The organism is Bacillus sp. NPDC094106 (genome assembly GCF_044764345.1).
Taxonomy (GTDB): Bacteria; Bacillota; Bacilli; order Bacillales; family Bacillaceae_G; genus Bacillus_A.
In genome coordinates, this window is the sequence record NZ_JBIWHY010000021.1 from 15,354 (window position 1) to 38,735 (window position 23,382).

Annotated in this window: 28 protein-coding genes; 10 read left to right on the plus strand and 18 right to left on the minus strand. The window is 35.4% G+C overall.

Annotated elements, in window-relative coordinates:
• The first annotated feature begins 214 nt into the window (after positions 1 to 214).
• Positions 215 to 898, plus strand: coding sequence for a response regulator transcription factor (locus ACIQ7L_RS23660; RefSeq protein ID WP_400572114.1), 684 nt, complete (start codon positions 215 to 217; stop codon positions 896 to 898).
• On the plus strand, positions 891 to 2,138 hold the full coding sequence (locus ACIQ7L_RS23665; protein ID WP_400572116.1) for a sensor histidine kinase: 1,248 nt from the start codon (positions 891 to 893) through the stop codon (positions 2,136 to 2,138). Before ACIQ7L_RS23660 ends, ACIQ7L_RS23665 begins: the two co-directional genes overlap by 8 nt.
• A gap of 101 nt (positions 2,139 to 2,239) precedes the next feature.
• On the opposite strand, the gene ACIQ7L_RS23670 is transcribed toward ACIQ7L_RS23665, so the two are convergent.
• Genes ACIQ7L_RS23670 through ACIQ7L_RS23680 form a run of 3 tightly spaced genes read right to left on the minus strand, consistent with a single transcriptional unit; the run spans position 2,240 to position 4,578 of the window.
• Positions 2,240 to 3,160: an RnfABCDGE type electron transport complex subunit D gene (locus ACIQ7L_RS23670; RefSeq protein WP_400572118.1), complete on the minus strand. Its 921-nt coding sequence runs from the start codon at positions 3,158 to 3,160 to the stop codon at positions 2,240 to 2,242.
• On the minus strand, positions 3,147 to 4,082 hold the full coding sequence (locus ACIQ7L_RS23675) for an FAD:protein FMN transferase (protein WP_400572120.1): 936 nt from the start codon (positions 4,080 to 4,082) through the stop codon (positions 3,147 to 3,149). Before ACIQ7L_RS23675 ends, ACIQ7L_RS23670 begins: the two co-directional genes overlap by 14 nt.
• Positions 4,075 to 4,578 (minus strand): FMN-binding protein, encoded by a 504-nt coding sequence (locus ACIQ7L_RS23680; RefSeq protein ID WP_400572122.1) that lies wholly within the window; start codon positions 4,576 to 4,578, stop codon positions 4,075 to 4,077. The genes ACIQ7L_RS23675 and ACIQ7L_RS23680 overlap by 8 nt, the downstream gene beginning before the upstream one ends.
• Positions 4,579 to 4,851: 273 nt before the next feature.
• Here ACIQ7L_RS23680 and ACIQ7L_RS23685 point away from each other — a divergent pair, with 273 nt between their 5' ends.
• Both ACIQ7L_RS23685 and ACIQ7L_RS23690 read left to right on the plus strand, forming a co-directional pair.
• Positions 4,852 to 5,088 (plus strand): efflux RND transporter permease subunit, encoded by a 237-nt coding sequence (locus ACIQ7L_RS23685; RefSeq protein WP_400572124.1) that lies wholly within the window; start codon positions 4,852 to 4,854, stop codon positions 5,086 to 5,088.
• Between the two features lie 20 nt (positions 5,089 to 5,108).
• Positions 5,109 to 6,095 (plus strand): gluzincin family metallopeptidase, encoded by a 987-nt coding sequence (locus ACIQ7L_RS23690; protein WP_400572126.1) that lies wholly within the window; start codon positions 5,109 to 5,111, stop codon positions 6,093 to 6,095.
• Positions 6,096 to 6,107: 12 nt separating this feature from the next.
• Here ACIQ7L_RS23690 and ACIQ7L_RS23695 read toward each other — a convergent pair whose 3' ends face one another.
• Together ACIQ7L_RS23695 and ACIQ7L_RS23700 are read right to left on the minus strand one after the other, a co-directional pair.
• Entirely contained in the window at positions 6,108 to 6,329 is a 222-nt protein-coding gene (locus ACIQ7L_RS23695; protein WP_400572128.1) for a hypothetical protein, read from the minus strand.
• Positions 6,330 to 6,837: 508 nt separating this feature from the next.
• Positions 6,838 to 7,341 carry a GNAT family N-acetyltransferase gene (locus ACIQ7L_RS23700; RefSeq protein ID WP_400572130.1) on the minus strand — a complete coding sequence of 168 codons (504 nt, stop codon included), beginning with the start codon at positions 7,339 to 7,341 and terminating at the stop codon, positions 6,838 to 6,840.
• A 352-nt stretch (positions 7,342 to 7,693) separates the two neighbouring features.
• On the opposite strand from ACIQ7L_RS23700, the gene ACIQ7L_RS23705 reads away from it, so the two are divergent.
• Positions 7,694 to 8,044, plus strand: coding sequence for an ASCH domain-containing protein (locus tag ACIQ7L_RS23705; RefSeq protein ID WP_400572132.1), 351 nt, complete (start codon positions 7,694 to 7,696; stop codon positions 8,042 to 8,044).
• 18 nt (positions 8,045 to 8,062) lie between these two features.
• Positions 8,063 to 8,503, plus strand: a complete 441-nt coding sequence (locus tag ACIQ7L_RS23710; RefSeq protein WP_400572210.1) for a hypothetical protein — start codon at positions 8,063 to 8,065, stop codon at positions 8,501 to 8,503.
• Positions 8,504 to 9,200: 697 nt separating this feature from the next.
• Here the strand turns inward: ACIQ7L_RS23710 and ACIQ7L_RS23715 are convergent.
• The 6 genes from ACIQ7L_RS23715 to ACIQ7L_RS23745 form a co-directional block, all read right to left on the minus strand.
• Positions 9,201 to 11,216 (minus strand): S9 family peptidase, encoded by a 2,016-nt coding sequence (locus ACIQ7L_RS23715; protein WP_400572214.1) that lies wholly within the window; start codon positions 11,214 to 11,216, stop codon positions 9,201 to 9,203.
• A gap of 449 nt (positions 11,217 to 11,665) precedes the next feature.
• On the minus strand, positions 11,666 to 12,067 hold the full coding sequence (locus ACIQ7L_RS23725; RefSeq protein ID WP_400572134.1) for a DUF6157 family protein: 402 nt from the start codon (positions 12,065 to 12,067) through the stop codon (positions 11,666 to 11,668).
• Positions 12,068 to 12,272: 205 nt separating this feature from the next.
• Positions 12,273 to 12,836 carry a dihydrofolate reductase family protein gene (locus tag ACIQ7L_RS23730; RefSeq protein WP_400572136.1) on the minus strand — a complete coding sequence of 188 codons (564 nt, stop codon included), beginning with the start codon at positions 12,834 to 12,836 and terminating at the stop codon, positions 12,273 to 12,275.
• Between the two features lie 328 nt (positions 12,837 to 13,164).
• The gene (locus ACIQ7L_RS23735; protein ID WP_400572138.1) at positions 13,165 to 13,476 is read right to left on the minus strand and encodes a hypothetical protein; all 312 of its coding nucleotides are present in this window, start codon (positions 13,474 to 13,476) and stop codon (positions 13,165 to 13,167) included.
• 11 nt (positions 13,477 to 13,487) lie between these two features.
• Positions 13,488 to 13,796 carry a serine hydrolase gene (locus tag ACIQ7L_RS23740; RefSeq protein ID WP_400572140.1) on the minus strand — a complete coding sequence of 103 codons (309 nt, stop codon included), beginning with the start codon at positions 13,794 to 13,796 and terminating at the stop codon, positions 13,488 to 13,490.
• Positions 13,797 to 14,041: 245 nt separating this feature from the next.
• On the minus strand, positions 14,042 to 14,482 hold the full coding sequence (locus ACIQ7L_RS23745; protein WP_400572216.1) for a Tn7-like element transposition protein TnsE: 441 nt from the start codon (positions 14,480 to 14,482) through the stop codon (positions 14,042 to 14,044).
• A gap of 274 nt (positions 14,483 to 14,756) precedes the next feature.
• On the opposite strand from ACIQ7L_RS23745, the gene ACIQ7L_RS23750 reads away from it, so the two are divergent.
• Both ACIQ7L_RS23750 and ACIQ7L_RS23755 read left to right on the plus strand, forming a co-directional pair.
• A complete protein-coding gene (locus ACIQ7L_RS23750; RefSeq protein ID WP_400572142.1) occupies positions 14,757 to 15,197 on the plus strand; it encodes a YaiI/YqxD family protein in 441 nt (146 codons plus the stop codon).
• A gap of 469 nt (positions 15,198 to 15,666) precedes the next feature.
• Positions 15,667 to 16,350: a DNA alkylation repair protein gene (locus ACIQ7L_RS23755; protein ID WP_400572144.1), complete on the plus strand. Its 684-nt coding sequence runs from the start codon at positions 15,667 to 15,669 to the stop codon at positions 16,348 to 16,350.
• A gap of 145 nt (positions 16,351 to 16,495) precedes the next feature.
• Here the strand turns inward: ACIQ7L_RS23755 and ACIQ7L_RS28200 are convergent, their stop codons facing one another.
• The 5 genes from ACIQ7L_RS28200 to ACIQ7L_RS23780 all read right to left on the minus strand — a co-directional run bounded on the left by ACIQ7L_RS28200 (position 16,496) and on the right by ACIQ7L_RS23780 (position 19,644).
• Positions 16,496 to 16,810, minus strand: coding sequence for a hypothetical protein (locus tag ACIQ7L_RS28200; RefSeq protein ID WP_483861814.1), 315 nt, complete (start codon positions 16,808 to 16,810; stop codon positions 16,496 to 16,498).
• A 21-nt stretch (positions 16,811 to 16,831) separates the two neighbouring features.
• Positions 16,832 to 17,650, minus strand: a complete 819-nt coding sequence (locus ACIQ7L_RS23765; RefSeq protein WP_400572148.1) for an SPL family radical SAM protein — start codon at positions 17,648 to 17,650, stop codon at positions 16,832 to 16,834.
• Between the two features lie 36 nt (positions 17,651 to 17,686).
• Entirely contained in the window at positions 17,687 to 18,220 is a 534-nt protein-coding gene (gene adaB / locus ACIQ7L_RS23770; RefSeq protein ID WP_400572150.1) for a methylated-DNA--[protein]-cysteine S-methyltransferase, read from the minus strand.
• Positions 18,204 to 18,842: a bifunctional transcriptional activator/DNA repair enzyme AdaA gene (gene adaA / locus ACIQ7L_RS23775; protein WP_400572152.1), complete on the minus strand. Its 639-nt coding sequence runs from the start codon at positions 18,840 to 18,842 to the stop codon at positions 18,204 to 18,206. The genes adaB and adaA overlap by 17 nt, the downstream gene beginning before the upstream one ends.
• Positions 18,843 to 18,930: 88 nt before the next feature.
• Positions 18,931 to 19,644 (minus strand): 2OG-Fe(II) oxygenase, encoded by a 714-nt coding sequence (locus ACIQ7L_RS23780; protein WP_400572154.1) that lies wholly within the window; start codon positions 19,642 to 19,644, stop codon positions 18,931 to 18,933.
• Between the two features lie 207 nt (positions 19,645 to 19,851).
• On the opposite strand from ACIQ7L_RS23780, the gene ACIQ7L_RS23785 reads away from it, so the two are divergent.
• Positions 19,852 to 20,763 carry a DNA glycosylase gene (locus ACIQ7L_RS23785; RefSeq protein WP_400572156.1) on the plus strand — a complete coding sequence of 304 codons (912 nt, stop codon included), beginning with the start codon at positions 19,852 to 19,854 and terminating at the stop codon, positions 20,761 to 20,763.
• Between the two features lie 132 nt (positions 20,764 to 20,895).
• A protein-coding gene (locus tag ACIQ7L_RS23790) for an IS3 family transposase (RefSeq protein ID WP_400572218.1) occupies positions 20,896 to 22,001 on the plus strand; the annotation gives its coding sequence in 2 pieces (ribosomal slippage) (positions 20,896 to 21,100 and positions 21,100 to 22,001; 1,107 coding nt in all).
• Here the strand turns inward: ACIQ7L_RS23790 and ACIQ7L_RS23795 are convergent.
• Both ACIQ7L_RS23795 and ACIQ7L_RS23800 read right to left on the minus strand, forming a co-directional pair.
• Positions 21,985 to 22,242: a hypothetical protein gene (locus ACIQ7L_RS23795; RefSeq protein ID WP_400572158.1), complete on the minus strand. Its 258-nt coding sequence runs from the start codon at positions 22,240 to 22,242 to the stop codon at positions 21,985 to 21,987. The genes ACIQ7L_RS23790 and ACIQ7L_RS23795 overlap by 17 nt on opposite strands.
• Entirely contained in the window at positions 22,223 to 23,062 is an 840-nt protein-coding gene (locus ACIQ7L_RS23800; protein WP_400572160.1) for a TnsA endonuclease N-terminal domain-containing protein, read from the minus strand. Before ACIQ7L_RS23800 ends, ACIQ7L_RS23795 begins: the two co-directional genes overlap by 20 nt.
• Between the last annotated feature and the right edge of the window lie 320 nt (positions 23,063 to 23,382).

Below are 23,382 nucleotides of genomic sequence, written 5' to 3' on the forward strand. Positions count from 1 at the left end.
TTATGTAAATCTTACATCTTTAAGAGCAATCGAAGGATTTTTTATCCTTTATATCCCTCTAGATCATGAAAGGGCTACTCACTATTATAAGAATGTTGTACATTAACGCATGTATTTAAAGACAAATGCTGTTTTATTATTAAAAGAAAGTTGTACACTATCAGTGATACAAAAGGTATGTAATATTAAAAATCTAACAGAATGGATGAACATAATGAAGATTTTAGTAATCGAAGATGACCAGCCCCTTCTAGAAGGAGTTGTAGCGGTTTTACAGGAGGAAGGATATGAAATTGATTTCTCTGTAACTGGCGATGAGGGATTATTTATGGCGAAGCAAAATATTTACGATGCCATTATTTTAGATATTATGCTACCGGAAATAAATGGATTTGAAATTGTGAAAGAAGTACGTGCTACTTCCATTAAAACACCCATTATTCTTCTTACTGCTAAAGATAGTGTAGAAGACCGAGTAAAAGGTTTAGATGTAGGTGCAGACGATTACTTGATTAAGCCGTTTGCAGTACCGGAGTTACTAGCAAGAATACGTGTACTGTTACGTGAAAAGGGAACGATTGGAGAACAGAATGTTTCCTATGGGCCTATCCGTTTACACATACAAGAACATGACGGATACATAGACGACCACAAATTATATTTGACGACTAAGGAATATGAACTACTTGAATATTTCCTACAGAATAAAGAACAGATCTTAATTCGCGATCAAATTTTCAGCCGCATTTGGGGCCTAGATTCTGATGTAGGGCTTGGTGTTGTAGATGTATATGTTCATCATCTACGAAAAAAAATAAGTGCGTTTTATGACCAAACACTCATTCATACTGTACGTGGTGTCGGATTTATATTTAAAGGAAATAACCAAGATGTTTAAAAGAACAAAAATACAGCTTGTTACTTTAAATACCGTTGTTTTTTCATTGATTTTATGTGTATTTGGTGTCATTTTGTATGTATACATGAATCATATTATTTATAAGGAGATTGATTCAAAACTTTACAACGTGTCTAAAGAAATACAACACGAAGGTATGAATCGTATTATGAAAGAGCATGATTCTAAGCGGGAATCAGAGCGAAAAATTGCATACTTAATTTGGGATAAAAACAATCAATTTATAAAAAGTATACCGGAAAATGCGATTTTCTCTACTGATATCACTGACTTCTCGCCTTCTCAGTTTCAGGACAACAAACTATGGACACAAACCATCAATAATCATAGTTATCGTATCCTTAAGGTTGAATCACCTTCCAGTTATTTAAAAGATATCTCAGCCCATACGATCGAGATTGTCTTAAATATAGATACCGAAGTGACTATACTGCAAAATTTGCTCATGTTAACTATAGGGGGCTGCTTTGCAGCATTTATCATTTCTTTCTTTGTAGGGTGGCTTTTAGCGAATCGTTCACTTGTTCCGATTCAACAATCCTGGGAAAAACAAACTCAGTTTGCAGCGGATGCTTCCCATGAACTGCGAACGCCATTGTCTGTTATCCAGACACACTTGGAATTACTATTCCGTCATCCACAATATACAATTGAACAAGAAAGTATGACAATTTACAAAGTACTGCAAGAAGTAAAAAGGATGAACAAACTTGTAGCGGACTTACTAACTCTTGCAAAAACAGACTCGAATCAGCTACTTATTCAAAAGAAAGAGTTTCAAATCGGAGAGTTAGTCAGTACAATCATTCATCAATTTGAACCCATTGCAGATTTGCGAAACATTTCGATTAGTAAAGATATCGAAGATCAGTTAATGTACAAAGGAGATAAAGAAAGGGTTCATCAACTCCTCATTATTTTGATGGATAATGCCATGAAATACAATGTTGAAAATGGAAAAATCACAGTCACATGTAACAAAGATGGAAGTTTTATCACGATCATAATAGAAGATACAGGTATCGGTATTGCAAATGAGGAACTTCCTCACATTTTTGACCGCTTCTATCGCAGTGATAAGAGCAGAAGACGTTCTGAAGGTGGAACAGGATTAGGTCTAGCTATAGCTAAGTGGATTACAGACGCCCATAATGGCGAAATAAAAGTCTGGAGCGAACTGCATAAAGGGACACGCATTGTTATTAAATTTCCAATATAACGAACAAAGGGTGTCAAGAGGAACTTCTTCCTATAACTTGACACCCTTTGTTGATATCGAACGAATTAGTTAAAAAACGAATGGCATCATACATTCATTTTTTAAATCGCTACTGAAGTTGACGATGCACGTGCTGTTTTTTTGTTTTTAGAAACTCTCCATGCTTTCCACACATTTGCAACTAATATCCCAACTAACAGAAAAACTAATCCCCCAAGTATCAGATAAGAAGCTATACTTACTGTGGCTGCAATGACACCAAATATAATTTGATCTTTATATTTACCTAAAGAGGTCGGCGGGTCAGTCAGCATAAAAAATGCTAAGAATATGGCTGAATTTATATAAGGGACTCTTAGCATATCTCCTACATTTTCGGTTCCTGCAATTCCCATAATCAGAAGTATAAGAAAATAAACTCCTAAAAATGAAAAAACTTGTGGAAATTTATTTACTTTCTGTGTTACGAAAAATCCTGTGATGCACACAAATATAATACACCAAGCAGGAAGCATAGATAGCCCTCCCCACCAGCTTTGTCCGCTTGAGAACAAAATGCCTGTGACAAGTAATCCAAAGGCAGCAGGATTAAATATAGGTTTTTTCTTAACTGTAAACAGATGCTTTGATGCAATTGCAATTGCTGCTGTTAATGCTGAAATATATACTGAAACCATTGGACTTAGTACGAGCGCCACAATCAAGCCTGTTATAGCGGCTCCATCAGGAAAAGTAAGCTTTCGTTTTTTTAAGATAGCGATTAAGGTATCTATGAATATGGCAGTTATAGCTGCCACCCCTGCATGAACAAGACCTGAATAATCAGCCTCATTTATCTGCGCGATTATCATTAATAAAAGCAGCATAACTAAAACGGATCTTTTAGGAGTCATAAAAGGTTTATGAGTTCGTTTTTGTCGCCGGCTTTCTCTTGTTTCATCCACGATAACATATCCTTTTGGTGTACGAATATATTTATGCTTCGCCTCACACATTACGTTTTCTTTTTTATTCACGCCCATACAAATATTCCCCCATTCCTTGCGTTATATTTATGTCTAAAGAGGATGTAATCCATATGCCTTCGAGATCAACATTTTTTAGTAGCACTCCCCCTTCTTTTTTACCTAACAGAAAAGCGGCTGTTGAAAAAGCATCTGCCATCATCGCAAAGGGCGCGATTACAGTACAGCTTACTATGTCGGACTGAGACGTCCCTAAATGTGGGTGTATGAGATGATGCTCGTTCATATGAACAGAACTCTTTCGTTCATAGCTACCAGAGGTGCAAACTGCCTTATCGGTCAGCTGAACGTTACAAATTGTTTTCTCCTTTTGGAAAGGATGTTGAATACCAATGACCCATGGTTCTCCCTTTTCATTCGTACCGCTAGCAAAAAGATCTCCGCCGGCATCGATAACAAACCCTTCAAAATCACGCAGTTCTTGAACTGCTAAATCAACTGCTAATCCCTTTGCTACAGCACCTAAATCCAACAAAAGCGGTTTTTTTAACAAAATAGTCCGTTTTTCTTCATCTAAAACTACATCTTTATAACTAACGGGAACCTCTGTAGCTACATTTGAAACCAGTTCTTCTCCCGTTAAGTAATGACGGTTAAATCCGTACTTCTCAAGTGTATGGCCTAACGTTGGATCAAATATTCCTTGCGTTACATCAGCTACTTGCCATGCAAAGCGAATAGCTTCAAAAAGAGTATGACTGACTTGTGTGGCTTTACCACTTTGCATAGACAGACGTGTAAGCTCACTTTGATATTGGAAGCGGCTGCATACTTTTTCTACAGAGTAGAACGCTTGAAATGCCCTTTCCATTTTTTCTTTTATATATGTTTTTGTGCGTGATGTGACTACTTTAATACGAATAATCGTCCCCATACAAAGTGCAGATTGCTCATATGTTTTTCTTATATGATTAGGCATTACCTGTCACACTTCCCGTATTTTGTTTGTTATAAAATGCATTGGACTGCTTTGCCTGTAATAAAGCATCCTGAACCGCTTCTTGAAAATCTTCTGTACTTCTTGTTGCTCCAGAAACCACATCTACATCTGCACTTTGTCGATTTAGGACTTGCTGAGGCAATTCGTCAATATAAGATTGAGAATAAGAAGTGGTGCAATCTGTGATTTGCACCGATGTAATTTTATCTTTTTGAATTGTAACCGCTACTTTTACTGAACCGATACGATTTGTTCCATGACCATAATATGTTCCATCTTTATAGACACTGTTAACATGTTTAGCCGCATCAGAAGTCCTAGAAGATACATTTGGTTGTGGGATAGATGTCGGTATATTTTTAGAGACTTGTTCTAATTCTGCTTTTGAATCTTCCGTAGAAATATATCCTGCTGTATAAATCATTCCTACAGCAATTGTACATAGCGTAATCATTTTATTTCCCATCTTAGCCATATTCATGACCTCCAACATCATTATAAATAAGAGTATTTGAGTATTTGAATCTTTATCTTTAATTTTACATGGCTATTTTTAAAAAAGTTTTAAAAACTTCTCTCTAGTAAAGTAAGCATCAAATAACTCCAAAATCAACTTTTATTGTATATTTTGGAGTTACTTGACGTTTACATCGTTCTCATCGAGCGTGTTCTGCAAATTCGCGTACAGACCTAATGTTCCGCTTGTGAAGCGTTGATTGAAGCGGGCATTAGCCGTTGGAGGCCAATCATGACTGCTGAAGCGACAATTATCGTACTTGTTCCGCTTGCAACTGGAGCCTCTGAAGGAGGACTGATGTCCAAAAGTCTCACGATCGTCGTCATTGGAGGTCTTATTTCATCCACACTGCATATATTAATAGTCGTACCTATTATTTTTGAGTTGATAGAGAGTATGGTTTCGAGAAGAGAGAAAAAGAGAAAGAGAGAAAAAACGGAGCGTCACCTTATCCGTCTAACTCTATAACATTCTGGGAGGATGTCACGTTGATAATTGATTTAATTGTCGCCAATTTAGTAATACCTGGCTTACTGGCGTTGTGGATCTGGAAATCGCAAGGATCGAGCTTGGTTGGAACCGTAACTTGTTTGTTGACTACTATGTCTTATTTCATATTTTACTGGCTCGGGGATTCCTATAAAGCATTGACAATTTTCGGTTTAATTTGGATGCCATTTATCATTCTCGCATCTTATCGATTAATTAAAAAAACATATGGAAGTCCTGTATTTCCACACGAAATGGGTAAATTGGCGACTCTAACCATCATCGTCATGACCTCTTTTATATTTATTTATTTGAACATGACTGCCTTACAATCAAGTTTTTATAAGAATCAGAAGGAAACGGATCACTTCATCTTTTACAGCTCTAAAGCGGATTATTCAGAGGTTGTAAAGCTTGCTGACAATTTAGAACAGCATTACGGGCGTATCATTGGCTTACTTAAAACAGAGCCAAAGACGAAGACAAAAGTAACAGTTTTTTCAAATCAAATCAATCTGGTATATTCGTTGGGGCTATTTTCTAATTTTTGGTCATTAGGCGTATTTGGTGATGACGAACTATTTATCTTATCACCGAAAAACCGGCCTTCTATATTAAATTCAAGCATTCATGAATTTACACATGTCTTGCTGTCTCATATTGACAGTAAACGACCTACGTGGCTGGAAGAAGGAGTTGCCAATTATTTGGGGAATACGGATCTTAATGCCCAAAAAGTGCTCCCAACCTTGGTTTCTGCTGGTAAAATACCTAGCTTTGACGAGATAAATGGGCCAGCATTCGTGTATAAGAACGGGTATCCATATTCCTATACGATCGTGGAATTTTTGGTAATTAAATATGGATATGAGAAATTAAACGACTTCATTCGGCACCCAGAGGAATATAACCGAATATTTGGCGTCAGCAAATCAGAATTACACAGTCTTTGGGTTGATTATTTAAAAGCGAATTATAGCCACTGATCCTAGACTGTTTCAGAAAGGATATCCCAATGAAACCAAATGTATTATATTGTTTGCCGCTAGTTCTGGATTGTTGTAATGAAGAACTTCCGTACCTGTCGCATTACTGTTCGCTGCGTTTAAATGAATCGATACAGCTAAACCATTACTTCCAATTGCTCTGTTTGTATTGCTAACGGCATTTTGCCAACAAGAAGATGGTGTTGCACCAACATCTTCCGTGCAATTATGCATTGTTTCTCCTACTGCGTTCATATATGAAATTACTTTTGCAAGCATTTGACGTTCTATTATAAAAACACCTCTTCATACAAAAATACCTAAGAGGAAAAACTTCGCAACATTTTTCAAAACATCGCGACTTTATTTCAAAGCTACATATTGTGACTAGTATTTCAGTTCTTTTTTAAGCCTTACACTACACTCATATGAATAAACATTATAATTACTTGATGTATCGTATTAATGGTACCATATTCTATCAAATGACTTACCATACAAAAAAAGACGCGTTTCTAAATAAACGCGCCCGATTGTTGAAAATCGTCGTTTAAATCTTATTCAAGATAAGCACCCAATTAGTGCAATAATATTTTTTGTTACTGCTTCAGCTGGAGTAAATGCTTCGGTTATAGTTTGTCACTATTTGGGTTATAAATCAGTCCTTTTATCTTTATCTGGATTCTCCCCTAAACTAATGACCTTTTCTCCTTTTCCATAGTTTCAAATTAGATCGGGATCTTTAAAGATCGCGTACGTTCCAAACAATCTCACCGCGCTCGTCCCACGTACTGTGATGCCGCTCAAATCCTATCTTTTCTAGCACCCGAAAGGACGCGACATTCCAAGCGCGTACAGTCGACCAAAGTCTGTGGCGCCCGGTAGCAATCGCAGCGTCCAGCACAACGGATGCTGCCTCAGTCGCATAGCCTTTACGATGAACACTGCGGAACAACTCGTATGCGATCTCCGGCTCTTCAAGTGTGGAACGACCGATAATCAAGCCACAGTATCCGATGAAATCGCCTTCGTCTCGTCGGCGAATAGTGAGAAGGGAAATGCCATTTTCGACTGCTCTCTTGCGCATCTCGATAAGCTGGCTACGAACGGCGTCAAGGGTTGGCATGTCCACACCACGTTCGCCAATTAATTTTCTCATCCAGGCTGAATCGGATTCCTCCCACATACTCAGGTCAAGTCGTTCAGTTTTCAGCTGGGACGCCATAGCTTTAAATAAAGCTGTCATAGTGGAAACCTCCTAGTTATGTCACTGCACTCATAATAGCTTCGCACCTCATCACCACATCAGGTTGGAAACCCGGTTAATTCGCGAATCTATTTTCCAACTCTCGCGAGAGTTTATAGCAACAGTATACAAAAAATTAGTGTTATTTTATGCATAAGCAATTACCCTACAGAATAGACCTTTTTATCAAACTTTTTTACTAATTATCAATCTTTATTTTAAATCTACATTTATCGTATAAACATTGTATGAAAGTTTGTTATCCCTATTAAGTAGAAACTTGCTATATAGAATAATTTTTTTATATGATAAAGTGGGCTTATGCTTAAATGAAAAAAGGAGAGTGACCCAGATGACAAACCAAAATGAAACGAACGCTTTACCGCCAAAAACATGTACGATTGAACGTCTCATCACGATTCAGGAGGACATTGAAAAAGTGCTTGCAGGACAGAAAACGGCTACTCGCCGCAACGGGAGATATGCGGATGTCGGGGAAGTGATGGAGCTTCAAGGTCACCGGTATGTTGTGGAGAAGGTCTATTCGCAGTCACTTGGCAAATTGACTGATGAGCATGCCCGTCAAGAAGGCTATACGAATGTGGAGGAATATAAGCAATCTATCCTGTCTCTTCACCCTGGTATGCCGTGGCTGCCAAATATGAGAGTTTGGGTTCATGAGTTCCGTCCCATCGAAGGTTAATGTGATATAAGGATGGACATGTTGTATCGACTGCTTCTGTATGTACATATTTTCAGTGTAATCTTATCCATCGGCCCGTTTTTTGTATTGCTTCCGCTCATCAAAAAATTGCAGGCTTCAGAGGCCCGAACACAGCAGGCTTATCTGGATGTATTCCGATTTTCGGTCAGGCTGGCTAAGCATGCCGGGCATGTGCTGGTTGCATCCGGGGTTCTGCTTGTACTGGCAGGCCCATGGACTTGGAAAACCCCTTGGATCGTGATGACCCTTATTCTCATGGCGAGTTCATTATTTTTCCTGGCCCGCGCCTTTTCGCCGACCATTCGGAAATTCAGCGAAACGGGCCAAGACAAGGACGCCTTGATTCAATTGTTGCGGCGTTCTGTTTGGATTTACATTGTTCTTTTAATGGCGATGTTATGGTTCATGGTGACAAAGCCTGCGTTGTGGCAGGGGTGATAGATCTAGGGCGAATAGCGGCTTTGTGTGATTGCCGTTTGAATTCGCCGGGCGACACGGAACAAGGACAAGCCAAAACTGGCTTGTCCTTATTGTAGTTACGCTTTAAAGAGGTAATGGAATAGCCTTTTACGATCTGGGCCTATTACCCCAAAGCAAGGTTTTTGCTGTAGCTTTGGAATAAAGTTTGATTAAAAAATGCTCTTCAATCCTTATTTAATAACAAATATAAAAACTCCATTTTGAAAAAAGATTGATCAAAATGGAGTTACTTTTTTTAGCTAAGTATGAGATTTTTATAAAAAAGTTTGATCATTTTATTTAATATATCTTTTTTTGTCCCGTAGATAAATCAGTTGTACTGAAGTATCCATTTCTTATCTCTACTTTGCCTTCTAGGTCTAATTAATCTTTTATAAGAAGAAAACGTGGCAAATATGTAATTTTCCATATCTGAGCCACGTTTTTATCCTATTACGGTTTTTACACGAATCGTTTCCGTACCCCTACAAAGGTACAGGGAGCTTAATGCCATAACGTTGCTATACAATTGTAAGTCAATGTAGTTGCTAGAGTATTTACAGTGGAAATTCACATGGAAATCATAGAGCTACAATGACAGGCTAAATATGAAAAAAAGCTTCCTTATGAAGACTGTTTCATCCTTATGTATTCTGTGAGGATATCCATTTATTAATCATAAAACCCTAAAATCTTTCATACTTTCTCCAAGAATATAGTGTGAAAACCACATCAAATTCTGCTTCATAATAGCCACATTAATTCCTGGCTGGTCAGAACTATATGCCATTCCTTTAAATATAATTAATTCTGTATCAACTTCCATATCCCTTAATCCTTGATATAGCTCATATGCATTTAGAGTTGGGACTCTTGCATCCTTTTCGCCATGTTGGATTAGAGTAGGAGTACAGGCTAATTTAATATATGCCATTGGTGATGTTTTAGTATATATCTCTGGATCATTCCATGGATTATTTCCTAAATACATCCTAATAAAGTAAGGTATATCTGTATTTACATAATGGGTACTCCAATTAGTAATTCCACCTCCAACTGAAATAGCTTTAAATCTACTACTAAATGTAGAACAGAAAGCTGATATGTATCCCCCGTTGCTCCATCCCATAACCCCTACTCTATCTTTATTTGCAATCCCTTTGTCAACTAGTTTATCCACTCCAGATATAACATCATCGTAGTTAGCAATTCCCAGTTTTCTATAGTTTGCTTTTAAGAATTCATTACCATAACCCGAGCTTCCCCTGTAGTTTGGTTCTAAAACTATAAAGCCTTTTGCTATAAACTGTTCAATAGGATATTTCTCATTAAAACAGTCTGAAAATATTGGAAAGGATGCCCAAGCCGGACCACCATGGATTACCACTAATAAGGGATATTTTTTATTTGCGTCAAATTCTACTGGGGTTGATAAAACTCCCTCTATTTCAAGACCATCACTACTTTGCCATGAGATTATTTCCCTGTTACTTTTAAGCTTTCCTTTGAAAAAGCTATTTTCATTCGTTATTTTTTTATCGTCTAAATAGATTTCAAAGGTTTCATTTGTTATAGCTTTATTATAGGCTATATGATTTCCGTTCCTTGTTATAGAAGCATCCATTATAAAGCTATTTACTTTTTCACTTAACATTTCCATAGTGCCATTCTCAGATAACAACCCAATAAGATAATTAGTTTTATTCTGCCATCTAATTAATATTCCTTTAGCTGTCCACCGTAATGGAATAACCGTACTATCAAAATCTGTTAAAGGTTGAATTAGCTCTCCATTATTAATATCATATATCTCTAGCGTACTGTCTTGTATATGAGTCTTATAGTAATCCTTCTCCCTTATGCTTACTGAGTAACATATTTTGCTGCCTTCAGGAGAAAAGCAAACGCTCCCTCCCAACAACTTATCTATATTCATCTTTTGTAGCTCTCCAGCTTTAATATCTAGTATGTATAGATCTCCATTAATATAATCTCCCATATTTGGGCTTGGTGTAGCCATTAATACAACCTTTTTCCCACAATTTGAAATATCAAATTCATGGACATGAAAATCCTTACCATCAGTTAGTTGATAAACAACGCTATTTTCGTGTTCATCTTTATCCTTACCGGCACTATCAGAACTTTTTGGGTGTTCATATTTATCATTTTGTATCACTTTTTCTATTTCAATGTAATATAAACAATTATTCTGGTATTCCTTACCTATATGATGGAAATCTCCATATAGTTCCTTACGTTTTTTTATCGTCTCAGATTCTTTTGACTGTGCAACATAATAAAAACCCTTGCCAGTAGGCTCCCATTTGAATTTACTGACCCCTTCTTTCTCATCAGTAATTTGAACCCCACTATAACCATCTATTGACTTAACAAAGATCTGATTTTTCTTATTATCCCCGTCACCAACTGGGCTAAGGTATGCGATATCTCTAGAATCTGGAGACCATAATGGGTATGTACTATCTATATCCCTAGTTGTTAATGGGTAACACTGCCCCTTATCTTTTTCATATATCCATACATGATTCCTATATTTATTGTCTTTCCAGTTAGCTGTCTTCTTGACAAATGCTACGTTTTTGCCATTATCACTTATATTTGTACCTGATAAGGTTGGTAGTGAAATAATCTCTTCTATACTTAGATATGTTTTTCCATTCATTTCTATTAATAAACCCCCTCGTAACTTTTCTTATCCTGGGAACATTATATTTCTCTATTTAATATTGACACATATAAATTATGAATTGATTCATCTTGTTCATATATTCTAAGAATTTCTTTAATCATAAAAAACTTGTTCCCCTCATATTCATTTACATTCCTATCACAAGATATTGAAAATGTTTCGTACAATATTTCTATACAATAGGAAAAATTCCTTCTTCCACTAACTGGCCCTATAACGAAAAGACACGCATTTTTACAAGAGTGTCTTAATTAAAGTTTATTTATTTTATTTCAAAAGTATTTACTATAAAAATCCTGTCGTAGTTTTCCGCTTAACTGAGCATATATTTTTGTAGTTTCACTCTTTTCATGCCCCAGTAAACTTTGAATCACATCAATTGGCGCACCGTTTACTTTAATAAAGGATATTTATAGTAAGATACTGTTTTATTTTCTTTTCGAACGCATACCTTTTAATTTAGTAATCTTATCTTGATTAAGCAATTGGTTATATATTTCACTCTTGACATCATAAATGGCAATTTTTCCTTGATCGTTATAGTGTATTCCCCAACCATAATTTTTCACTAAAGGAGAAGCTCTGAAGCAAGCCATAGATTTTGAAAAAAATTGTTTTCGCAGTTCATCTGTATTTTCTTCTTCTATTTGATTTTTGATTAAATAAGTTTTAAATTGCACATCTTCTTGTGTGAATTTATAAAGATTATTCTTAATTAAATCATATTCAATAGAAGCAATAGTAGGTTTTCCGTTTCTGGTGACAGGTACTATGGCAGAAGTAGCTTTTGAATCCTCTGAAATGGCAATAAGTGTGTTCTTGTAACTCATATAACAACCTCCTTAGTAAACCAATTTTCCATAAATATATATAATATTTACAATTATACAAATATCCAGAAAGTAGATTTCCAAGTTTGGGAATCTACTTCAAAAAAGTTCTTCAACAAAAGCGCCCGATTGTTGAAGAAGTGACAATTACTATCGAGTATTTCCTAATGATATTTATTGTATTTTTTTGGAATATATAATATTATTAATTTCCATTTAAATGGTAGATTAGTTGCACAACACCAGAGGAGAACGTTCTTGTATTAACCATTTTTAAATTCAACCTCTGTTTTATATCAATAAACAACGGTTTTCCTTCTCCCAAAATAACGGGGTGAACAGATAATCTAAATTCATCAACAAGCCCTAAATTGATAAAAGTTGTAATAAGACTTGCTCCACCATATAGCCAGATATCTTTACCAGGCTTATTCTTTAACTTATTTACTTCTTCAAAAATATTGTCATTTATGAATATTGCTTTATTATCAGTCCCTTTTTGCGTTCTGGAAAACACATATTTTTCTTTACTATGAACTAATTCCCAAATTCCTTTTTCAGTATCTTCAATTTCTGGAGTAAATTGTCCCCATAAATCGAAACTTTTTCTTCCATATAAAATAGTATCAATTTGATTTAAGAAATTAATAAACCCCATCTCAGAGTCCATGATGCACCAATCAACTTCCCCATTTTCCCCTTCAATAAAACCATCTAAAGTAACTGCTAAATCTAAAATTATTCTTCTTGGTCTTACGTTATTGGACATAATGCTTCCTCCCTTTAATCATTTAGATATTGTTTCTCCCGCTAAGTTTTTTATATTCCCATTATTTACAATATTTATTTCCGAATAAAGTTACTGATGTTATTAAACTAACCTGCTCTTTAACTTAATAACAATTATCTCAAATTCCCATTATTCCCACAATTCATTCAAGAATATGGCCCAATAAAAGAAGACGCCCTCTTACTTAGGAATGGCGCCTGATTGCTGAAAAACGTTCGGCACATCTATGCTTTCTGGATAAAAGAGAAACAATCCTATTTTGCGTACGTTTCTCCATCACTTCATGGTGTCTGCCTAAAACCCTAGATTATGGGGTTTTTCTTTTATATCCGAAAAACGACATTTTGCCATTTTCGTTCTCAACAATACTGTATGGATAGATCTGGTCAGAATATCTACGAACAAATCCTCCTTCACCTACTGGATAGATCTCAATATGAAGATTGCCAGAGAATCTCGTGAAATACAACTTGCCATTAAGGAATTTCACTTCAATCTTATCTTTCAAGTATGTACCGCAATACTTTTTAAGCTTACTTTCATTGATAGGAAGCTCTTTATGTTTTGTCGGAGCAACTACATCAACATGATGCAGAATATCTGAAATTGCATTGCCCATTCTGTACTGATTTATAGCTTCATTATTGGAAAGAATGATAATACAAATATCTTCATCGAAAAAATCCTGCATATAAGTACTGATACCAAGGTGATCTCCTCCATGGGAATATCTGTCTGTGCCGTAAACTGTTTTGACATGGAAGCAATGGAGAAGCACGAGTTGGGATCATTTTTCACCCCAAACTTGATACTTGCATAGCCGTATGCGTTTTCAAAAAGCACCTCGCCTTTTTTGGTCACTTGAATAACTCCGTAAAAGTCCCACAATTCTAGATATTTGTTAATATAAGCCTCTAGTTTTAATCGTATTTCTTGCATCAGATCACACTCCACACAAAATATATATAATTTATACTGTGTTTCCCGTTAGCGATGTCCAAGACTCTGGGAAGTTAAGACCTATGCTCACGCCATACAGTCGCTTTTGCTTAAAATATCGGAATTAAAGAAACTCCATTTGGTTAACCTATAGAAATTCTTGATAAACAGTCTTAAATCCTTCTTTTATTAAACAATATGGCCCGATTGTAGAAGAAACGCTAATATTATGAAAATGTGTTCTTTTAAATTAACTTGTTTAATAACATTTCACTCCTATGGCGAACGCCTTTAGAACTATGCTTCGCTTTCATCACAATAACACCTTGATTTTCAATAATCTTTAATGTTTTACTCGTCCAAGTGCCATTGTCATTAACAAGCTTCACAAGTAAACAATGATTAATAGAATTCCAATTAGTAATTTTAGGCGCTGATAAAATGAGCATCGACATCGAGTGATTTTCTCTCTCTACTTCTATTATGTTAAATCGTTTTCCTTTAACCATATATACTTCAGCAATCACATACCGCCTTTTCGTAACACCATCACTTAACTTTATAAATTTACGTTCTCCCAAGCTCTCTGGCAACACATCGGTAAACACTCTAATTGCCCGCATTTCCGAGTTTTGTTCCAATACTTTCAACACATTAATAAAATCTTGCAGCTGTAGCTTTTTAATAAAGTTTAATCAAATTAATTCTATCAACCGTAATAGAAGAACAGAAGAAAAGAGCGTGTTTTTGAAAAAAGATTGATTAAAACATGCTCTTATTAAAGGAAATCGACTAACTTATTTATAAAAAAGTTTGATCATTTCTGTGCCCCTTATTCCATTAAAGCATCCTTTAATAGAATATCTGTTTTTTTAATGATTTTAGGTAAATCATCTTCGTTTGACAAAAGCTAAATTTGCCATTATCATCAACTCGAACTTATTTATGGGAGTGATACAGATGAAAATTTATGTTGATGCAGATGCCTGTCCGGTAAAAGATATTATTATCTCTGAAGGTACGAATGCTGAAATTCCTGTTATCCTTGTTACTAGCTTTTCTCATTTTTCTAATGCGGAACAACCATCAGGAGTGGAAAAAATTTATGTTGATTCTGGAGCAGATGCTGCGGATTATCGGATTATGAAGTTAGCAGAAAAAGGAGATATAATCGTTACGCAAGATTATGGTCTTGCTTCACTAGGTTTAGCAAAAAGGTGTACGGTTCTTCACCATAATGGGTATAGCTATACAAATGAAAACATTGACCAATTATTACAAACACGTTATTTGAGTGCAATGGCTCGAAAAAGCGGAAAGCGTACAAAGGGGCCAAAACCATTTACATCAGAAGATAGGGAGAAATTTAGGGAGCTTTTTAAAAGAGCGATTTCACTTTAAAAAAGAACCGTCCATTTTTAAGGAAAACCAAGAAAAATAATATTGTGACTAGTATTTCAGTTCTTTTTTAAGCCTTACACTACACTCACATGAATAAACATTATAATTATTTGATGTATCGTATTAATGGTACCATATTCTATCGAATGACTTACTATACAAAAAAAGACACGCTTCTTCCATAAACGCGCCCGATTATGGAAGAAGGGATTAGTCATATTCAATGGATAACTGTAATTGCAGCTTGTATTCTTGTATTTGAAGGTTTAACGCTCTTCCAATGAATTATTACTAATCAGCTTTTATTTATCCAGTATTATTTATACAAGGGAATATTTAAAAGTAACTAATAATATTGTTTCGATATCTTGCTGTTATATTCAATTCTTGGCTTTTTCAGAAAATAATCAGTTATAGTGAGGTTGTCAAATAGTAAAGGTAACGAAAACAAACAAATAGGAGAGCCCGAATGGAAAATATAATTAGAAAACAAATATTTGAACTCATTGATACAGACTATCAGAAGTTTTCGGCCGCACTTATACCTACTATTAACAATGTATTAGGTGTTCGGCTGCCAGAGCTTCGTAAAATAGCTAAAAAAATTGTAAAGGGTGACTGGCGCACTTACCTTGAAACTGCAAAAGATGAATATTTTGAGGAAATTATGCTGCAAGGTATGGTCATTGGCTATGTTAAGACGGATATTGAAGAACTCCTGTTTTATGTGGCTTCGTTCGTGCCAAAAATTGATAATTGGTCGGTATGTGATAGCTTTTGTACAGGTCTTAAATCTACAAAGGAAAACAAAGAGCGTGTATGGGAGTTTTTACAGCCTTATCTGTCTTCTAAGAAAGAATATGAGATACGATTTGGAGTGGTTATGCTCCTAGACTTTTATATCGAGACCGAATACATCGAAAGGGTGCTCAACCTCCTGGATCGTGTAAAACATAAAGGGTTTTATGCCAAAATGGCGGTTGCGTGGGCTGTCTCTATCTGTTATGTGAAACTTCCCGATTCAACAATGGAATATTTGAGAAACAACACGCTCGATGATTTTACATATAATAAAGCCTTGCAAAAAATTACGGAATCTAATCGTGTGGATAAAGAAACAAAAAGTCTTATCCGCAGTATGAAACGGGGATAGGGAAGTAAAGAGGTCAATGAAAATGAGACAACATGAAAAATAAGTTTGCATATGAAAAGTGTACGTTTATGTATCACTGCGATTCTATTTACAAAAAATCCGAACTGATTCAATATCATAATAATCCAAAATTTTGTCATGCGTTTTATACATTTTCATTATCCCTCTTATCTTTTCTTTTTCTTCCATCGTGCATATTTTTCAGGCATGCAAACTGCACATGGCCTAAAACCTGCTGATATAGCCGTCTGTTCATCGGCAAAAAACACGCGATGTTAACGTATCCACCTTTTGCTATAGCTCTAAGCGCTGAGGGACAATCTAATCTTCCATATAATTTACTCGGTCGATACCCACCAAAAATACCCGGTGTATCACTTTGATATGGATGCATATCGGCACCCAACAGGGTGAATGTCTTTTTTCTATTTTCAGCACTTTTCTCATTATCTTTATACATGCAATCACTTCCTATTTTTTTTTACGGCTCAAACCCAGCCTGGCTCACATAAACGTGATTTTCCGGAAAGATTTCAATAAATCGGTTATATACTTTTTTAATTACATGTGGTCCATACCATTCTTCTAAACCAAGTTGGGCGTATTTTTTTTCAATTCCAAGTTTTCTCGTCCGTTTTCCTCCACTTCCATCGCCCATGAAGTAGTCATCAATACATATCCGATCGACGAATGGCTTCAATTTCACAGGAAAATATTCCCCACTCGGTAAGATGGGGGCTATAGCAACTTGGGTCGGTATTCCCGCATCCACTAATTTTTCCAATGTCTTAAAGCGCGCCTGAATAGAAGGTGCCTCTGGAGTAAAATGTTTACGTATCGTTTCCGAATCCGTTTCAATCGTCATACTTACCCGGACTCTATCTTTTAAATGCTGCAGCAAATCGATATCTCGACTTACAAGTGGGCTCCTCGTCTGTATTAATAAGAAGTCAGGGGGATCTTCTACCATAACCTTTAGTAGAGATTGCGTTACTTTTTCTTTATACTCTACTGGTTGATACGGGTCTGTGCTTGATGACATAAAAATGGTTACATTCCCTTTGGCTTTGGCACGATGAAGCTCCTTGCTTAGTAAATTCGCAGCTCCATTTTTAACATCGACCCAATTTCCCCATTCCCCTTCTCGAAAAAGGGATACAGGCATTTGGCGTACATAACAATATGAACACCCAAATGAACAGCCTGTATAAGGATTTAGTGAATGAGTATATCCAGAAAGAAAGCCTGTACCTTTATTCAGAATAGTTTTCGGGTTTTTATAGAACAATTCACTTTTCATGACGGAACCTCCTTTCCCTTCATTGTACGGCAATAATCACTCATTGCTGGAAGAAGCTTGTCTTTCCAGATCCAAAAGCAGTGTCTTCATTTCTAATCCGCCCCGATAGCCAGTTAATGATCCATTCTTTCCTACTACACGATGACACGGTATGGTGATTAATACTGGATTAGCTCCGATGGCTGCCCCTACAGCACGAACAGCTGTTGGTTTATTTATATCATTTGCAATGTCGAAATAGGTTTTCGTCTGTCCATAAGGAATTTCACAAAGGGCATTCCAGACTGCTAGCTGAAATTGCGTACCTACGTACTCAAATGGAACAGTAAAGGTTTTCCGCTTTCCTTCTAGATACTGAGTAATTTCAACGACATAGGGTTCAAGCTTTTCATCATCTTCAACAAGAGGACTTCCTGGAAAGCGTTTCTTAGCCCATTCGAACAATTCCTCGAATGGTTTGTTCTGTGAACCTACAAACACAAGCCCCTTTGAAGTTGAAGCAATATAAAAATTCCAATCCTTAAACTTTAGTAAAGACCAATAAAGGGTTAGTTTATTCTTTGTTTCCATTGTACTTTTCCTCCATTTTACTCATTTGACGAAATTGTGCTGGTGTCTGTCCAGTTTTCTTTTTAAATAAAGTAATAAAATAAGGCGCGTTAGCCATACCCACACATATGGCGATATCTCCAATCGCTTTATTTGTCTGAATCAAATACTTTTTAGCCGCGTGTACTCTAACTTGTTGTATATACTCAACCGGCGTAATGCCTTTAATCTTTTTAAATGTTCGATGCATATGATACGGACTTCCATGACAAATATCTGATAGGGTTTCTAGAGTTAATTTTTCTGTGAAATTTTTATCAATGTATTCAGTAATTAAATCAACCCACTCGCTATCAGGTAGATTTTCATTAGTGGGCTTGCAACGTTTACAAGGGCGAAAATTTGCGCGGAGAGCTTGTTCTACATTTGGAAAAATGCATACATTTTCTTTTTTCGGAACGCGAGATTTGCAGGATGGTTTACAGAATATCCCTGTTGACTTTACAGCGTAGAAAAATTGATTATTGTACGCTACATTATTATTTATAATTGCTTGCCACTTTTCATCTGTTATCATTTCTACATCATTCGAAATTCTATGATCATGGCTCTCTTTATGTCCGTTATTGATACTATCTGGCATTTATCTCACCTCTCCTTACAATATACTCCCTATAAATTCAGAATGTACAATTCTAGGAATGGAATAGCAAGATATTGAAGTTTAATTTTTATTTAGAATCGTGAAAAATGATTCCAAGACCGTATCGTTCTCCAGAAGTAACCGTGCTTACTCCGTGACGAACCGTATTTTTGTAATATCCTTTTTTACCTAGAACAGGTCTATCGTTAGTAGGAAAGATCAGCGCACTGCCTTGTTCTAAAGTAATTACATGTCCCCTACTCTGAGCACGAGGAATTTGTTCCACTAATAGAGATTCTCCACCGCAAAAGTCTTTATCTCGTTGATTTAATACAAATACTACTTGCAACGGGAAAAATATGTCGCCATATAAATCTTGATGCAAACAATTAAACCCGCCTGTTTCATACTTTAATATTAAAGGTGTCGGTCTAGTTTGTTCATATTCTTCACAGGTGTTCAAAAAATCTTGAAGATGATCTGGAAACTGTTCTGTTTTCTTTAAATAACCCAACCATCGATTGGCTGTTTTGGCCAATTCTAGATAAAAGGACTCTCTTAAACTTTGGATGATTTCAGGTAATGGATAGGAAAAATATTTGTACTCCCCATTCCCAAAGCGATATCTCGTCATATTGATTGTCGTTCTGTATGACTCTTCCTCACAATACAATTCTATGAAGAATTCACATTCCTCTTTTGTTAAAATCGCTGGAAGCTTTGCAAATCCTTGCTCATCTAATTCATTTTGAATTGAATCCCAATTTAAGTTTTCAACACGTGTTTTTATATCTTGGACCATCTTTATCCACTCCTATTTAGCATTCTTGATAACTAACACTATAACCTCATAAATAGAAAAAAATAAGGTGTTTAGAATGTAATAGCAAGATAACAAAATTAGTAAAGATTATTATGTGATAAAGTAAAATTTCAATCAGTGTGAGTTTTCTTATAATTTTTTTGTAAATAGTATAGAAAATCGTAATACGGTGAGGAGAATGAAAAAGTGACATGGCATGAAGTCAATGATGTTATTGTGATTACATTACCTGGAAATTTTGACATGAATGCTAACCTAGGCTATCTAACAAGGGAAAAAAATGAATGCATGTATGAAATAGAGAACGATATAATTACAAAAGTTATAGCGATTGGGGAAATTCGGTCCTTAGTACAGGTAAGCGTAATCAATAATAAACAAATGATTGTTCAATTCCTAAATGATTCTAGACCTATTGAAAAGTGGAAACGGGAAGAGATTGTAAAATATATTCATGAATGGTTTGATCTTGATAACGATTTAACGCCATTTTATGAAATGGCAAAAGCAGACCCATTACTTAAAATGCCTGCTCGAAAATTCTATGGATTGCGAGTCGTCGGCATTCCCGATTTATTTGAAGCTTTATGTTGGGGAGTTTTAGGGCAACAAATTAACTTAACCTTCGCGTACTCCTTAAAGAAGCAATTTGTAGAAGGATTTGGCGATTCCATCGAATGGAATGGTAAAAAGTATTGGGTGTTCCCACCGTACGAACGAATTGCACAGTTAACACCTACCGACCTAGCAGATATTAAAATGACGGTAAAAAAAAGTGAATATATCATTAGAATTGCCAGATTAATGGAAAGTGGAGAATTATCGAGGGAAAAATTAATGAAAATGAACTTTAAAGATGCTGAAAAAAACTTAATTAAAATACGAGGAATCGGTCCTTGGACAGCCAATTATATTCTAATGCGCTGCCTCAGGTTCCAGACAGCTTTTCCAATCGATGATGTGGGTCTTATTAATTCGATAAAAATATTACGTAATATGAACCGAAATCCTACGAAAGATGAAATCTTAAAAATATCGTTTCCATGGAAAAACTGGGAATCATACGCTACCTTTTATTTATGGCGTATCCTTTACTGAATAATTACAACTTAAACCGGAATGTAGAGTTAGTATAGTCATATGGACACAACTTAGTTAAGTCCTTACAATGGGTTTCAAGGAGGAAGTGTCCGTATGACAAACAAGAAATTTAATTAAGAGTTTAAAAAACTGGTTGTTGAATTATATCGTTCGGGACAACCTGTCAAACAATTAAGCGGCGAGTATGGCGTATCAGAGGTAACCATTTATAAATGGATTAAAATATATTCTCCTATCACATCAGTTGATGAAGATGAAACAACACTAGAAGATCTAAAACGAATGAAAAAAGAAATGCTTCGTTTAAAAGAAGAAAATGAAATATTAAAAAAAGCTATGGCCATATTCGCGAGAAAATAGAAGATACAGAATTACATCAATTTATTGATTATCAAAAAGAAACGCACTCTGTTCATATGATGTGCCAAACTCTTGGGATAGCGAGAAGTTCTTACTACCAATCTCAGCATAAAACAGAGTCAAAGCGCAGCCGTGAAAATAAAAAATTAACCCAAAAAATTAAACAAATTCATCAAGATAGCAAGGAACGTTACGGTGCACCAAAGATTCATCAAACACTGTTAGAGCAAGGCGTACAAGTAAGCATAAAGCGTGTACAACGGCTCATGAAAAAAGAAAATGTTCGTTCTATTATCTTAAAAAAATACAAACCACATTCATCAAAAACAACTGTAGAAGAACGGACAAATCTATTAGAACAGGACTTCTCTACAACAACAATAAATGAAAAGTGGGTAGCGGATATTACCTATATTCACACGCAAAAAGATGGTTGGTGTTACCTTGCATCTGTGATGGATTTGTATTCTAAAAAAATTGTTGGATATTCATTTTCACGAAATATGACAACAACTCTTGTGGTAAAAGCGTTAGAAAACGCTTACTATACACAGAAACCACCAGAAGATCTCATTCTACATACTGACTTAGGAACTCAATATACAAGTCAGGAATTTCAAACCTTACTCGCGAGTTTTAAAATCAAACCTTCTTTCAGTAAGAAAGGCTATCCGTATGATAACGCTTGTATCGAGTCGTTTCATGCCATTTTAAAGAAAGAAGAAGTGTATCGTACAAAATATTTCACATTTGAACAAGCAAACTTAGCATTATTTCAATACATCGAGGGATGGTATAACCGCAAGAGAATTCATAGTAGCATTGGTTATAAAACTCCCCAAGCAATAGAAGATCTGGCTAAAAAAATAGCTTAGATTTAACTTTTTTGTGTCCAAAATATTGACTCAAATCCAGTTCATGTGTACTCACTTTTATATACTGCCCACTTACAAATCCTTCATAAAGACTTCTCAATGTATCTACAAAAGGCATAGCTTGTTCATCATATACATCGATTAAATATGTAATAACATTACTTTCATCTATCCAGAGTAATCTGTATACTTTTGAATCATCAACTGACTTAACTGTTTCATTAACTGATAGCGTAATCACAATTCTCATCACCTCTTTCACTAAAAGCTAGTCCGTTTATACTTAAACTTCGCATATTTAATTTTTGCGTACTCATATCTACCGAAATTAACTTTCTAACTAATAAATGTTTAAAGTAATTAATTGACGAACCTTGTTCCAAATTATATTGATCCTCAAACTCATTACAGATTTCTATGAGAACCTTATCAGTATTTTGGAATCTCATTAAATAACTAAAAAAGACTTTTATAAAAGCTTCATCTTCAATTTCTTCTAGATAATAATATTTATGAATCCACGAAATATTCCGGCTCATAAAAATAGGAATATCCTTTTCTGTTACAATGCCCCAATCAATTCCTTTTCTTTCCCAATATTCTCTCTCTATTTCAAACTTCTCAATTATCCGTTCGTCTTCTAATTCGCTACTAGGTTTTATAGTTCTAGCAATATATCTTATTTCTTTTCCTTCTCGAACTGTAAGGGAAAAATCTGTTGTTAGTGTAATTAATGTCTCAGTCCTTGTGCAAATAGGATGACGAATCCCTTTCTCTTCAGCGATTTTATATGTTATTTCCCGATTTAACGGAAATTGTTCACGAATATCTATAATTTCTTCTACCCATTCCATTATAAAAAAATAATTCCGCTCTAAATCAGACAATAACTCATGTCTTCTATTTGTTTTCCATCCTTTCAAGCGAGAGCTATTCCCTGTTGAAGAAACATTTTGTATTGTTAACCAGGGTTTATAGTTATTTAATTCCCCTTGTCCTCTGCCTTCTTTTATATACTTCTCTATTTTCTTTTCCGTCCAATCATTTTTACGCTTTGCCATTTTTATATCCCCTCTTAAAAATTTTTTATCATTCTCAATATCGGATATTTTTATGCGTACAATACATATCCCTATTAAATTTCTTATAAAATATCCGTTTCCCTTTTAATGTTGATATAAATTTTGCAATACTTGTTTTAACTCTGGTTTAATTGCAGTAATAGAATGTACTGCTGGTACTTGTTGTCTATATCTGCACACTTGAAGCATAAACTAATTCTAATAATAATACTGTAACAACTGTACCCGTACGACGACATCCGTTTTTATTTTTTACTACAAGGACTCAACAACTTTTATAAAATAATCCTCCTAATAAT

Bases quoted from the DNA above. Each gene is read 5' to 3' on its own strand.
- ACIQ7L_RS23735 (WP_400572138.1), bottom strand. From the start codon at position 13,476: ATGGGCAATGCAATTTCAGATATTCTGCATCATGTTGATGTAGTTGCT.
- adaB (WP_400572150.1), bottom strand. From the start codon at position 18,220: ATGGAAACAAAGAATAAACTAACCCTTTATTGGTCTTTACTAAAGTTT.
- ACIQ7L_RS23700 (WP_400572130.1), bottom strand. From the start codon at position 7,341: ATGACAGCTTTATTTAAAGCTATGGCGTCCCAGCTGAAAACTGAACGA.
- ACIQ7L_RS23725 (WP_400572134.1), bottom strand. From the start codon at position 12,067: ATGAGTTACAAGAACACACTTATTGCCATTTCAGAGGATTCAAAAGCT.
- ACIQ7L_RS23755 (WP_400572144.1), top strand. From the start codon at position 15,667: ATGGAAAATATAATTAGAAAACAAATATTTGAACTCATTGATACAGAC.
- ACIQ7L_RS23680 (WP_400572122.1), bottom strand. From the start codon at position 4,578: ATGGCTAAGATGGGAAATAAAATGATTACGCTATGTACAATTGCTGTA.
- ACIQ7L_RS23670 (WP_400572118.1), bottom strand. From the start codon at position 3,160: ATGGGCGTGAATAAAAAAGAAAACGTAATGTGTGAGGCGAAGCATAAA.
- ACIQ7L_RS23705 (WP_400572132.1), top strand. From the start codon at position 7,694: ATGACAAACCAAAATGAAACGAACGCTTTACCGCCAAAAACATGTACG.
- ACIQ7L_RS23665 (WP_400572116.1), top strand. From the start codon at position 891: ATGTTTAAAAGAACAAAAATACAGCTTGTTACTTTAAATACCGTTGTT.
- ACIQ7L_RS23710 (WP_400572210.1), top strand. From the start codon at position 8,063: ATGTTGTATCGACTGCTTCTGTATGTACATATTTTCAGTGTAATCTTA.
- ACIQ7L_RS23730 (WP_400572136.1), bottom strand. From the start codon at position 12,836: ATGTCCAATAACGTAAGACCAAGAAGAATAATTTTAGATTTAGCAGTT.
- ACIQ7L_RS23765 (WP_400572148.1), bottom strand. From the start codon at position 17,650: ATGAAAAGTGAATTGTTCTATAAAAACCCGAAAACTATTCTGAATAAA.
- ACIQ7L_RS23695 (WP_400572128.1), bottom strand. From the start codon at position 6,329: ATGCATAATTGCACGGAAGATGTTGGTGCAACACCATCTTCTTGTTGG.
- ACIQ7L_RS23800 (WP_400572160.1), bottom strand. From the start codon at position 23,062: ATGGCAAAGCGTAAAAATGATTGGACGGAAAAGAAAATAGAGAAGTAT.
- ACIQ7L_RS23750 (WP_400572142.1), top strand. From the start codon at position 14,757: ATGAAAATTTATGTTGATGCAGATGCCTGTCCGGTAAAAGATATTATT.
- ACIQ7L_RS23740 (WP_400572140.1), bottom strand. From the start codon at position 13,796: ATGCAAGAAATACGATTAAAACTAGAGGCTTATATTAACAAATATCTA.
- ACIQ7L_RS23660 (WP_400572114.1), top strand. From the start codon at position 215: ATGAAGATTTTAGTAATCGAAGATGACCAGCCCCTTCTAGAAGGAGTT.
- ACIQ7L_RS23685 (WP_400572124.1), top strand. From the start codon at position 4,852: ATGACTGCTGAAGCGACAATTATCGTACTTGTTCCGCTTGCAACTGGA.
- ACIQ7L_RS23780 (WP_400572154.1), bottom strand. From the start codon at position 19,644: ATGGTCCAAGATATAAAAACACGTGTTGAAAACTTAAATTGGGATTCA.
- ACIQ7L_RS23675 (WP_400572120.1), bottom strand. From the start codon at position 4,082: ATGCCTAATCATATAAGAAAAACATATGAGCAATCTGCACTTTGTATG.
- ACIQ7L_RS28200 (WP_483861814.1), bottom strand. From the start codon at position 16,810: ATGTATAAAGATAATGAGAAAAGTGCTGAAAATAGAAAAAAGACATTC.
- adaA (WP_400572152.1), bottom strand. From the start codon at position 18,842: ATGCCAGATAGTATCAATAACGGACATAAAGAGAGCCATGATCATAGA.